General features: G+C 46.7%; 10 protein-coding genes. All 10 read left to right on the top strand.

Annotation, left to right across the window (positions count from 1 at the left end; genetic code table 11):
* Nucleotides 1–173 precede the first annotated feature (173 nt).
* Nucleotides 174–1589, top strand: a complete 1416-nt coding sequence (locus BFJ94_RS21440; RefSeq protein ID WP_120464457.1) for a helix-turn-helix domain-containing protein — start codon at nt 174–176, stop codon at nt 1587–1589.
* Between the two features lie 198 nt (nt 1590–1787).
* Complete coding sequence (locus BFJ94_RS21445; RefSeq protein WP_120464458.1) at nt 1788–1973, top strand: aspartyl-phosphate phosphatase Spo0E family protein; 186 nt, start codon at nt 1788–1790, stop codon at nt 1971–1973.
* Between the two features lie 815 nt (nt 1974–2788).
* A complete protein-coding gene (locus BFJ94_RS21450) occupies nt 2789–3679 on the top strand; it encodes a nucleoside hydrolase (RefSeq protein ID WP_120464459.1) in 891 nt (296 codons plus the stop codon).
* Between the two features lie 17 nt (nt 3680–3696).
* Nucleotides 3697–4953, top strand: coding sequence for an ABC transporter substrate-binding protein (locus BFJ94_RS21455; RefSeq protein WP_120464460.1), 1257 nt, complete (start codon nt 3697–3699; stop codon nt 4951–4953).
* A 108-nt stretch (nt 4954–5061) separates the two neighbouring features.
* Complete coding sequence (locus tag BFJ94_RS21460) at nt 5062–5931, top strand: carbohydrate ABC transporter permease (RefSeq protein ID WP_120464461.1); 870 nt, start codon at nt 5062–5064, stop codon at nt 5929–5931.
* Nucleotides 5931–6764, top strand: a complete 834-nt coding sequence (locus BFJ94_RS21465) for a carbohydrate ABC transporter permease (protein WP_120464462.1) — start codon at nt 5931–5933, stop codon at nt 6762–6764. The genes BFJ94_RS21460 and BFJ94_RS21465 overlap by 1 nt, the downstream gene beginning before the upstream one ends.
* Nucleotides 6765–6780: 16 nt before the next feature.
* Nucleotides 6781–8931, top strand: coding sequence for an ADP-ribosylglycohydrolase family protein (locus tag BFJ94_RS21470; RefSeq protein ID WP_120464463.1), 2151 nt, complete (start codon nt 6781–6783; stop codon nt 8929–8931).
* A gap of 26 nt (nt 8932–8957) precedes the next feature.
* Nucleotides 8958–9965 carry a LacI family DNA-binding transcriptional regulator gene (locus tag BFJ94_RS21475; RefSeq protein WP_308424677.1) on the top strand — a complete coding sequence of 336 codons (1008 nt, stop codon included), beginning with the start codon at nt 8958–8960 and terminating at the stop codon, nt 9963–9965.
* A 7-nt stretch (nt 9966–9972) separates the two neighbouring features.
* A complete protein-coding gene (gene rbsK / locus BFJ94_RS21480) occupies nt 9973–10932 on the top strand; it encodes a ribokinase (protein WP_120464465.1) in 960 nt (319 codons plus the stop codon).
* A 35-nt stretch (nt 10933–10967) separates the two neighbouring features.
* Nucleotides 10968–12665 (top strand): alpha-glucosidase, encoded by a 1698-nt coding sequence (locus BFJ94_RS21485; protein ID WP_120464466.1) that lies wholly within the window; start codon nt 10968–10970, stop codon nt 12663–12665.
* Nucleotides 12666–12805 lie beyond the last annotated feature (140 nt).

The raw sequence follows: 12805 nt of genomic DNA on the forward strand, positions 1-12805 counted from the left end.
GATGTTCCGACATAGCCATCCTAATTTATCAAGTATTTGGCATAAAATTACGGGAAACGTGATATTTCTTATTGACCATTGTCAAAATTAGCCTTAATATTAAATTATAGATTTTTTTCAATATTATGGATTGTCTGGATTGGCTATTACTTTCATAGGGGGGTGAATCCTTTTTGATTTCCACCGTCACGATACGCGCAGAATTAGAAAGCTACATCAAGAAGGAGGGGATAACTCTTCATCAATTTGCTGAAACATCCGGAATTAATGTAGGCACCCTAAGTGGCATTATTAACGGGAACAGACCGATATCGATTGGACAATTGGATCTCATTACCGAGATTATGGGCCTTCCGGAAGGCAGCTATTATGAAATGTATGTGGATGAGAGTTTTGCTTCATCAGCCCCACATTGGCGTAGGTTACGTCCCTTTCTGCTTCGCTGCGCGGAGCTTCGGAGACATGATTGTATTCAAAAGGTACTTGTTCTCCTGATTGAAGATATCAAACAGGTGGCAGGTATTTTTGAAACGGCGGAAATCATGTTTGAACAAGGACTGAAAGAGGCAGCTATTCTTCTGTATGAATGTGTGGTCGAAAGTGAAAGATCAAGTCATTGTGAACGTTTAGCTATCAGTTATTTCAGATTGTTTCAAATCTATCAAAAGGATAACCATAAGAACTTCACTGCCGCAGCTCAATTTATTCCATATCGCCACAGACTGCCTGAACATCTCGTACTCGACGGGTTAGTCATGTTGGCTGAATTATACTACGTGAATAAAGATTGGGATGAAGTTGAGAAATATACGGATGAATTATGCAACTTGACAGAGATTCTGTATCGTAAACGTTGTTGGGAGACTCCTGATTTTAGGCCCTCTCGATCATTGGTCTATTACTACGGTATAGGTTATCTTTATAAGGGTGCTTGTTATGAATTCCGAAGGATGTTCAGTGAATCCCGGAAATGGATCGCTAAATATGCCGACTTAAGCTGGTTTGAGAGTTTGGATCAGAATATGTTAGTGGAAGTTGAGAGATACAAGATGTTTGCTCGTGCCAATTTGCTCTCCATAGATGTCAAGGAGGGGAGAGTGTCGAGAATCCCCGAGTATATTGAGTTTCTGAAGGAGAACCCAAGCGAAGTGCTGGAAGGCTTGATTACTTTGCTTGAATCGGCAAATCGGCATAAGTTTTTTGTGGACGAGCATCTTAGTTTATTTTCAGATGAGATTAAATATTATCTCAGTATTAGTAAGCAAATACCGGATGACCATAACAATCAGGACTTTGTTTACAAAGAACAAGTTCATACATTCCGCTGTTCCTTATTTTTTCAGAAATATGCAATCTATTGTTTCAGGAAGAAGATGCTGGCAGAGGGGATTAAGAATACCTTACTCAGCCTAAAGTTTTCGATCCGAATCAACAGTAAGAGCATGATGGCGAACAGCATGATTTTATATGAGTTCTACAGGGACTATAGCACCACGGAGCAACAAACAACTTATATCAAATTATGTGAGGAGGCGTGGGACAATGAAGAAGAGTTTAGTATGGATGACTATGCAAATTCTATCTGTTAGCGTTGTTATTGGAGGAGTAATCACAGCATTTACACATGGCGCTGGTTATTAAGATTAATTTGAGATTGGACGAAGAATCAACTCTATCTTGAGTTGATTCTTTATTTTTACCAAATTTGGGATTTTTTATTATATGCACAAACATCCAATATGCATTATTTAGCAACAGACCCTAAAATATAACATAGGGTGATTGACGTGATTAGAAGAGAGACGATAAGAACTATTATTGAGCAGGAACGAGAGGAATTAAACCGACTAGCGGCACAATACGGTTTATTGGACAGGCGTGTGCTTGAACAATCTGTAGAGCTCGATGAATTGATAAATAAATATAATAAAGTCAGGTATTATGACTCTCAGAAGAAGAAGCCGATTGCTTAGAAAGCGAAGGGGCTTCTTTTTCTGTACTCTCCCCATTCTAACGAAACTGGGCATCGCAATTTGCACGAAAAAGGGCTGTTCCCAATCCTAACGAAACTGGGGATCGCTATTGAGGCCAATAAGTAACTAAAAGGCTGATTTTCGCCCAAATAACGATATGGAGTTTCGTTAGAGTTAAATTAACGTCGTTTTCCCTAAAATAACGATACCCAGTGTCGTTAGAGTTAAAGCACCTTGAGGAACTCGATTAACCTTCAACGACCTTCAACAAACGGAACGTCATACTACACAAATGTAGCCAGTGTAACGCAACCAACACAACCAACGCAACTCAACCAGCAAACACAACCAGCGCCACACAACACAACCAACCAGCCCCAAGCTCCCCTCCCTACTACTCCAACTCCTCAAACTACTCTCCAACTAATCCTAGACAACTCTCGAACTCCTCCCCCAACACGTACCAACTCTCCCCAATTTGCTTCAACACGCATCAATTCCCTGAGACACCGCAGATAACCCATATTTCCCTAATCGTCCTTATGTGTAAAAATTACATATTTTTATTTAGCAAGAAGTAAAATCAACCAATTGACATCCCAACCTTTTAATTTAAGGAAAACCGCGTCGTTTCAACAAAAATTCATACAAAAGGGCACCTTCTGCCCTTGATGAAAACGTTTGAACCTGTTAACATAGCGCTTATAGTTGTTATGACAACACTATAAAAGGTTGAGGGATATGTAATAATTACACCCAGTAAACTCACACCTTTTGAACAATTACATATTTCTCTCCTATTTCAGCGATAGGAGGTGGTAACCATTCGAAAGATAATCATCGACACAGATATTGGCGACGATATCGATGATGCCCTGGCGATTGCGCTTGCCTTGAATTCACCCGAGCTTGACTTGGTTGGCTTAACGACGGTATATCGCAATACGCCGATTCGTACTAAGCTGGCGCTTCAACTGCTGAAGGCTTACGGAAGATTGGATATTCCGGTAGCCACGGGGATCGGTAAGCCGCTATTTGCGGAGACGAATATTGACGATATTCCATGTCAATGGTCCGATGAGTATCATGATATTGGACTCAATAGCGATCAGCATGCAATCGATTTCCTAATCGAGCAAGTACGACTTGATCCGGAAATTACGATTGTTGCGATCGGCCCGCTAACGAATATTGCCTGCGCAGTTATGAAAGCACCAGAGGTTATGAAGCAGGCTAAAATCGTCATGATGGGCGGCATGTATTCAGCTTATTATCCGGAGTGGAACATCGTCTGTGATCCGGAGGCGGCGGCGATCGTGTTCAATGCCGGTCTTCGCTTAACGATGGTAGGCTTGGATGTAACGCTTAAATGCCGCTTGACTGAAGCGGATGTGGAGAAGATCAATCGGGCCAGCCAGAGCGAAGTCAGCTTCCTCTCACGTCTTCTCACCCAATGGATGGATTCATCGAAGCATCTTCCAATCCTTCATGATCCGTTAACTGTAGCCTATGTAAGTCATCCAGAATTGCTAAAAGTGGCACCGAAGCGAATGCTTGTAGAATGCAAGGGCGAGCATACAAGAGGAATGACCGTCGAAGAGCAGGATGTATTCTTCGGTCGTCCGACAGAGACAAATATGCTTGTAGCCGTAGATGTTTTGCGAGATCAGTTTGTTGACATGTTTATGCAAAGATTGTTCAAGTGAACAGGGGGATATTACAAATGAGAAACAAAAAGGCAACTTGGGGAGTAGCGCTTCTAGCAGGCGTATTGCTGTTATCTGGATGCGGGAGCAAGGCGAACAACAACGTAGCCGCTAACAATAACAGCGAATCCGAAGGTAATCAGGTAACGATTGAATTGTTCAACCAGAAATCAGAGATTAAAGATTATATGGAGCAGATTATTCGAAACTTCGAAGAAGAGAATCCAAACATTAAAGTAAATCAGGTTCAAGTCCCTGACTCACGTCAGGTTCTATATAGCCGGATGGCAAGTAACGACGCACCAGATATCATGTCGATTTTTCCGAATGAATCCGACTTCAGAACTCAAGCTGAATCTGATTATTTCCTGGACCTGACGGACACCGATCTTCTGGCTAATGTCGATCCTACATATTACGAAGATGTGAAAGTTAACGGCAAGGATTACAGTGTGCCATTAACGATGAATGCTTATGGTATTTTCTATAACGTTACGAAATTCAATGAGCTGGGATTAACGGTTCCTACAACTTGGGGGGAATTAGAGAACACAGCCAAAGCAATTAAAGAGAAAGGTAAGATCCCGTTTGCAACCAGCTTCAAGGATGCCTGGACGGCGGGTCACCTTACCGAAGCGTTGATTACCAATGCAGAGAATCCTGAGGCGGCAGCGAAGTTCTTCGCAGATCCTGCTGCGAAGGCAGAGGATAACGCGGGGATTCAGAAGATGATCACTCAAATGGACTTTATCCGTGATTACAGCCAGGCGGATGCGGCCGGTAATGGATACAATGAAGCGGTCAATCTGTTCGCTACTGGAGAAGCTCTGATGCTCCCTCAAGGGATCTGGGCTGTGCCGGTCATTGATATGGCAGGTATGGAAGACGAGTATAAGATGTTCCCTGTACCGAATGACAGCGGCGCTGGTGTTGTTACTGGCGGTATTGACTATGCGCTTGCGATCTCGGCAGAGACGAAGCACCCGGAAGAAGCGAAGAAATTCGTTAAATTTATGACTGAACAGAAGACAGCTCAATTCCTAGCGGATAACGAGAAGTCACCTTCGACTGTGAATGGGGTAAAAGCGAATTCACCACAGACAGAGGATGTTACCAAATTGCTCTCTGAAAATGGACGCTTTCAGCCATGGCTTCACTTTGATTGGAAAGCAGGTCTCGACTCCAGCTGGGGGACTGAAACTTCTGCTTATCTGATCATCAAGGATAAAGGGGCTCTGGAATCCTGGATTAATAAGGAATTTGGCAAGAACTAAAAATGGTAATCGGACGATAATAGGTTGGAACTGGGGAGTAAAATCCTTGGTTCCACTCTCTTTATTCGGTGATTGTATGTCAACTTTTTTTGAAATGGGGGACAGTGAATGAAAAACTTCAACAGACATGCCCATTATTTTTTCACACTGCCAGCTCTACTCTTGTATGCCATCTTCTTCATTTACCCGTTGATCAACGGGTTTCTGTATAGCTTGACGGATTGGGACGGGTTGAGTAAGACACATAAATATATCGGATTCGATAATTATAGCGAGCTTTTGAGTGATGGACGGATACGCAACAGCCTGGGCTTTACATTTCGATACGCGCTGCTGCTGATTGTTCTGACGGTCGTGCTGGGCGTAGTTATTGCGTTGCTGCTGAATCGTGTTAAGAAATTTCAATCCTTTTTCCGGACGACTTATTTCTTCCCGGCAGTTCTCAGCTTGATCACCGTAGGCTTGATCTGGAATCAACTGTTCTCTCAAGCTCTTCCGGCTTTCGGTAAAGCGATCGGTTCCGAGATGCTGTCGAAGAATCTGCTATCTGACCCGAGCTGGGCTTTCTATGGTGTTCTGTTCGTCAGCCTATGGCAAGGACTGGCCATTCCGATTCTATTATTCCTGGCTGCCCTACAGAGTGTGCCGCAGGATTTGCTTGAAGCGGCCAGTCTTGATGGTGCTAATGCATGGCAGCGTTTTCGTTCGGTGGTTGTGCCTTTTCTGATCCCGACCTTAAATATGGTCGTTATCTTATCGGCCAAGAATGGAATCACCGCCTTTGATATTATCGTCGCCATGACTGGAGGAGGTCCGGGACGAACGACGGAGAGTGTGGGGCTGCTTGTATATAACTTCGCCTTTAAGGAGTTTAAATTCAGCTATGCCAGCGCACTTGCCATGATCCTGTTCGTTATTATCGGCCTGGTGTCGATCATTCAGATCCGCTCCAGCAGCAGATATGAGGTGAATGCATAATGAGAACAGAGAAGCGTTTGACCGCAGTGAGTTATATTTTGCTGCTTATGGGCTTGGTGGTTATACTTACTCCACTGTATCTAACCCTGATCACGGCATTCAAGACAACGAAAGAGAGTGCGAGGAATTTCTTCTCTTTTCCTACTGAATTGTATTTAGGCAATTTCCAAGAGGTTATCAATAGCAATAATTTCTTTCAATTTTTTGCTAACTCGATTATGATAACTGCAGTTTCTATCGTGCTGATTCTACTCGTTGTGCCGTTAACAGCCTACGCGATCAGCCGCAATCTTGATAAATGGTACTTCAAAACCTTCTACATCCTGTTGATCCTCGGAATCATCGTTCCGTTCCAGGTGATCATGCTGCCGGTCACTAAGCTGATGACCCAGCTTCATTTATTGAACAGGGTCGGTTTGATCTTCCTCTATGTTACTTTTGCTCTGACCCAGGGGGTATTTCTGTATGTTGGTTACATTCGGACGACCATCCCGAAGGAGCTGGAGGAAGCCGCCTATGTTGACGGTTGTACGAAATTCAGAACCTATTGCTCTATTATTTTCCCGCTCCTGGCTCCTTTGACAGCGACAATCATCATAATCAATGCGTTCTGGATCTGGAATGACTTTCTGCTCCCGCTGCTGATTCTGAATAAAGCGGAGACGTATTGGACGCTTCCGTTATTCCAATATAACTTTAAGTCAACCTACTCTGTGAATTACAATCTGCTATTCTCATCCTTTGTGCTCACGATTATTCCGATCATGACGGTATATGTTATCTTCCAGAAGCAGATTATTGCCGGTCTGACGGGCGGAGCTGTGAAAAGTTGATTAATGAGGTGAAAAGATGAGTTTTCCTGCTAATTATATGGAGAAACTGTACGGAGGCTGGCTGGGTAAAGTGATTGGAGTTGTCCATGGCGCCAACATTGAAGGTTGGAGCTATGAGCGAATTGAACAGACCTTCGGTGAGATTAGTGAATACCCATTTTTGTTCAAGCATTTTGCCGCTGACGATGATATTAATGGCCCTGTGTTCTTCATGAGGGCGCTGGATGACTTCGATCCACAGCAGATTACCCCCAGGGAGATGGGGCACACTCTCTTGAACTATGCAGCGGAAGGCCATGGCTTCTTCTGGTGGGGAGGATATGGTGTATCTACGGAGCATACGGCGTATATGAATGTGAAGAACGGCATTCCTGCGCCGCTGTCCGGTTCGATTGAACAGAACGGCAAGACGACAGCAGAGCAGATCGGCGGTCAGATTTTCTCGGATTGCTGGGGGCTGGTCTGTCCAGGGAACCCGGCGAAGGCGGCGGATTTAGCGGCGATGATGTCGAGTGTCACCCATGATGGTGACGGTATTCGTGGCGGCAGATTTATTGCGGCATGTATCGCTTCCGCTTTTGTGAATAGCCGAATTGAAGATATTATTGCCGATGGGTTATCGGTCATTGAAGCTGATAGCGACTATGCAACTATGGTTCGCGATGTCGTAGCCTTCTATGATCATCATCCGGGCATCCAGTGGCGCGAAGCTTTTAGCTATGTGCTAGAGAAATACGGTTATCAGCACTATGAAGGGGTATGTCATATCATCCCTAACGCGGCCGTCATCGTCTTGTCCATGCTGTATGGACAGGGGGATTTCAGCCGGACGATCAACATCTGTAATATGTGCGGATGGGATACGGATTGTAATGTGGGGAATGTAGGCGCTATTCTTGGTGTGCTCTGCGGCCCTGGCGGTATCGACCGAAAATGGACGGAGCCGATTAATGATTTTGTGTGCCTGTCGGGGACGATCGGCAGTCTGAATCTACAGACGATACCACAGATTACAGCTTATACGGCGAAGCTGGCCTGCAAGCTGCATGGCGAGTCCATCGATGGCTGGGATCCTATTATACATGATGACAGCACGCATTACTTGCATTTTGAGCTGCCAGGCTCTACCCATGCTTTAGAGTGGACATACAAAGGGAATGACCGCATCATTCTGACCAATACGGATTGTGAAGCTTACAGAGGTAGACGTTCCTTGCAATTGACGGCTCCTTCCGTTTTTACAGGAACGACCTTTGATTTGTATTTTCTGACCTATGCCAAGCCTGCGGATTTTGATGATAGTCGTTATGATCCGGATCTATCGCCGACGGTCTACCCGGGACAGAAGGTGGACGCTTATTTGAAGCTGGATGAATCCGTCGGCCCAGGTCTACATGTTCGTCTCTTCGCGGAGGATGACGCTACGGGCCGCCGTATGTATAGCGAGCATTTCATTTTGAACGGGGATTGGCAGAGGGTATCTTATCAGATTCCTGCAGCCGAGAATGTAATGATTCGTAAGCTAGGGCTGGAGTTCACGGTAAGCGGAGATGCCAGCTTGAGAGAGAAGTCCTTCCCACTGAAGTGCTTCCTGGATGAATGGAAGGTATATGGTGCGGCCGATTACGGCACAGACTTCTCCTCCGGGCGGTTGGAGAAATGGAATGCCATCCATCAGACCGTATCTCAGTTGACTTATCTGCGCGGGATTTGGCGGCTGGAGGAAGGTCGATTGGCAGGAGGCCATGGCTATGATATCGCCGAGTGCTATACCGGTTCCCACGGCTGGGAGGATTATGTCTTCAAGGCCAGATTGACGCCGCTTAAGGGCGAGCATCATCATCTTCTGTTCCGCGTGCAGGGAGCCATGAGGAGCTATGCGGTTGGATTCGCACCGGATCATACCCTTTGTCTGTATAAAAATTTCGAAGGCTATCGTAAATTACAGGCTTGTTCTTTTCATTGGGAGAATCGTGTAGAATATGAGCTACAAGTGTCTGTGGTCGGCTCGCAAATCGATATTGCTGTGAACGGGGCTCCGCTCCTTCAATATCGGGACGAGGATCTTCCCTATCTGCGAGGCTCGATCGGCTTCGGCAATAGTCACGGTAGTCGGACAGCTTATTCCTACTATGAAGTAAGACCTGTTATGAAATCAGGCAAATAAAACAAGCAATTACGTATAGAGTGGTGGTGTTGAACTTGTCGACGATCAAGGATGTGGCCCAGTTAGCCGGTGTATCGGTAGCTACGGTATCACGCATGATCAATCAGAACGGCTATGTTAGCGAGGGTGCGCAGAAGCGCATCGCTGAAGCGATGACCCAGCTTGGGTATGAACCGCTGAATCGGCGCAGACTTGCTGATCTTAGTATGCCAACGATTGCACTTATCCTTCCCGATATCACGAACCCCTTCTTCTCCGAATTGGCGCGAGCGGTCGAGGATGTATGCCAACAGCGGGGTTATACGGCCTTCTTCTGCAATTCTGATAATCAGGACTATAAGGAGAAGTCGTATCTTGAGGCTCTGAGGAAGCGAAGAATCGACGGGATCATTTATGCGTCCAATTATTTAACGCAGGATGAGCTGGATAAGCTGGAGCGAGAGAAGATTCCGGTCGTAGTTCTGGACCGTACATCGGATGAACAGAAATGCACGTTGATCCGCTGCAACAACTACGCAGGTGCACAGATGGCGGTTAAGCATTTACTGGATATCGGCTGCAGGAAGATTGCTCATATCTATGGTCCGCAAGAGATAGTCACTGCTCAAGAGAGACTTAATGGGTACGAAGACTTTGTCAAATCATTCTCCTGGTATACCCCATCCCTAATGGCACCTGGCCATTTTCAATTGGATGGGGGGATGCAGGCGGTTGAGACATTGCTGCTGCGCCATCCGGATATTGACGGGATCTTTGCCGGCAATGACTTCATGGCTATAGGCGCCTTGAAGGCGCTGCACCGCAGGGGAATCCGGGTGCCGGAGAATATTGCCGTCTGTGGCTTCGATGGCATCAAGCTGGCTGAGATTATCGAGCCAGAGCTGACGACGATTGCACAGCCCATCTATAAGATGGGGGAGCAGGCGGCTCGCACTATTATACAGCAGGTGGAATCTGCGGAAGCAAGGTCTCAATCCGAAGTGATTGAGATCAATGTATCGTTAATCACCAGGGATTCAACACGAAGGGATTGAGATAGCAATGATAGGCAACCAAGAACCTAACATTGTCGTTATAGGAAGCATTAATATGGATATTATGATAGAGACCCCTATTATTCCAGGGCAAGGCGAGACCATTATGGGTCAAGGGGTAAAGCTGCTGCCTGGGGGAAAAGGGGCGAATCAGGCCGTGGCGGCTTCACGTCTGGGCCTGCCGACATCATTCATCGGAGCCGTGGGCGAGGACACCTTCGGCCAGCAGATGCAGCAGGAGCTGAATCGCCATTCGATTCATCAGTCGTTGAATATTATGCCGGAAGTGAAAACTGGCGTAGCCTCCATCTGGATTCATGACCAGGACAACCGAATTGTCGTGATCCCGGGTGCCAATGGCGAGATTACATGGTCGGATATCGAACGGCAGCATGCCTTGATCGACCAAGCGGATGTCGTGCTTCTGCAGCTGGAGATCCCGCTGGAGACGGTAGTTAAGTCCATTAAATATGCATACGATAAAGGAAAAAAGATCATTCTAAATCCGGCGCCGGCCCGTGAGCTACCTGAAGAAGTGTATCCGATGCTGCACACGATCACACCGAATCGCCAGGAATTATCCATCCTGGCCGGGATGCCGGAGTTAATGGAGACGGATGACCAATCTACCTTACATATAGCAATGAAGAGGATGATTGAGAAGGGCCTTCCTTCGATCACTGTGACTCTAGGCTCCAAAGGTATGGTCTATATGAATAAATCGGGCAACTGCTTCCACGTTCCGGGCAAGAAGGTGGATGTCGTGGATACTACAGGAGCGGGGGATTGCTTCAATGCCGCTTTGGCGGTGTCTGTCGCCAGAGGCTGGGAGATGAAGCGGGCCGCAGAATACGCGGTAGCCGCCTCTGCACTAGCGGTAACGAAATTTGGCGCGCAGAATGGGATGCCTAGCGAAGAGGAAGTTACGGCTTATCTTACAGGTATGGTGAGTCACACAACGGCATAGTTTCTTGTATTTCTTGCATATATGGAGGCAGCGATATGCGTAAAGTATGGTGGAAAGAGGCGGTTGCATACCAGATTTATCCGCGGAGCTTCATGGATTCGAATGGAGATGGCATCGGCGATCTGCAGGGGGTCATCTCCAAGCTGGACTATCTGCAGGACCTGGGAATCGATGTCATCTGGGTCTGTCCGATCTATCGTTCTCCGAATGATGATAATGGCTATGATATCAGTGATTATTACGATATTCTGGATGAGTTCGGCTCGATGCAGGACTTCGATATGCTGCTTGGGGAGTGTCATAAGCGGGGGATCAGGCTGATCATGGACCTGGTGCTGAATCATACCTCGGACGAGCATCCCTGGTTCATCGAATCCCGTTCCTCACGGGATAATCCGAAGCGGGACTATTATATTTGGCGAGATGGCAAGGATGGCGCCGAACCGAATAACTGGGAATCGATGTTCAACGGCTCCGCCTGGGAATATGACGGCCAGACCGATCAATACTATCTGCATTTGTATTCCGTGAAGCAGCCCGATCTGAATATGGAGAATCCGGTTGTACGCCAGGAGCTCATCTCCATGATTCGCTGGTGGCTGGATAAAGGTATCGACGGCTTCCGAGTAGATGCGATCACGCATATCAAGAAGCTACCGGGACTGCCGAATATGCCGAACCCCAAGCATTTGCGATATGTGAACGCGATGGCAGGACATCGCAATATTCCAGGCATCCATGATTTCCTGCAGCAGTTCAAGCGTGAGGCCTTCGCCGATTACGATATTATGACGGTCGGGGAGGCAAGCGGCACGCCGATTTCCGAAGCGGATCAATGGATCGGTGAGGAGAACGGGGCATTTAACATGATCTTTCAATTCGAGCATGTCAGCCTGGACTTTGGGCCAGAGGGACGCTGGGATTGCGGTCCGTGGAGCTTAATTAAATTAAAGCAGATTATGCAGAAATGGCAGCTCGGGCTGGACGGTATCGGCTGGAATGCCCTCTATCTGGAGAATCATGATCAGCCACGCAGTGTATCGCGGTTCGGCGATCCTGTCCATTATCATAAGGAATCAGCCCAAATGCTGGCGACCTTCTTCATGCTGATGCAGGGCACTCCCTTTATCTATCAGGGACAGGAGATTGGCATGACGAATGTTCATTTCCATAGTCTGGACGATTATCGCGATGTAGAGATCTACAATTATTATCGGGAATGGTTAATGGATGGCCATGATATGGAAGAGACGATGCGCCGGATCAGGTTCCGGGCCCGTGATAATGCGAGGACACCTATGCAGTGGGAAGATACCCCGCATGGCGGATTCTCCAGCGTTGTGCCGTGGATTCGTGTGAATCCGGATTATCATCATATCAATGTCCGGCAGCAGCTGACGGACCCCGATTCGATTTTGAATTATTATAAGCGATTAATCTCTCTGCGCAAGTCGAGTGAGACGCTCATTTATGGCAAGTACGGAAGCTTTATGGACAGGCATCCTGAGATATTTGCCTATTCCCGTTCCCTGGGGGATGAGAGCTACTTCATCGCCCTGAACTTTTACGGAAATACGCCGGAATTTCAATGGCCGGAGGAACTGAAGGGAGAGCGCTGCCAGATCGTACTTTCCAATTATGAGCGAGATGAGCAGGACGTGCCGGATGACTGTCGGTTGAATTCTCACTTTGTGATGAAGCCTTATGAGGCCATCGTCTATCGACTCGGTTAGGGTATACGAAGCTTGAGCCTAGGAGCTCCCATGGTGTTATATATGGGCAGCTCCTTTTTAGTTTACGATACATAAAGCGGTAATCTCTTACTAGTGACCAAGTTAGATAATCTCGCTCATTGCTGCTATAATGTTCACTG

This window comes from Paenibacillus aceti, from assembly GCF_003614185.1.
Taxonomy (GTDB): domain Bacteria; phylum Bacillota; class Bacilli; order Paenibacillales; family Paenibacillaceae; genus Fontibacillus; species Fontibacillus aceti.

Coding starts and splice junctions, on each gene's coding strand:
- BFJ94_RS21455 (WP_120464460.1), top strand. CDS start 3,697: ATGAGAAACAAAAAGGCAACTTGGGGAGTAGCGCTTCTAGCAGGCGTA.
- BFJ94_RS21460 (WP_120464461.1), top strand. CDS start 5,062: ATGAAAAACTTCAACAGACATGCCCATTATTTTTTCACACTGCCAGCT.
- BFJ94_RS21465 (WP_120464462.1), top strand. CDS start 5,931: ATGAGAACAGAGAAGCGTTTGACCGCAGTGAGTTATATTTTGCTGCTT.
- BFJ94_RS21470 (WP_120464463.1), top strand. CDS start 6,781: ATGAGTTTTCCTGCTAATTATATGGAGAAACTGTACGGAGGCTGGCTG.
- rbsK (WP_120464465.1), top strand. CDS start 9,973: ATGATAGGCAACCAAGAACCTAACATTGTCGTTATAGGAAGCATTAAT.
- BFJ94_RS21485 (WP_120464466.1), top strand. CDS start 10,968: ATGCGTAAAGTATGGTGGAAAGAGGCGGTTGCATACCAGATTTATCCG.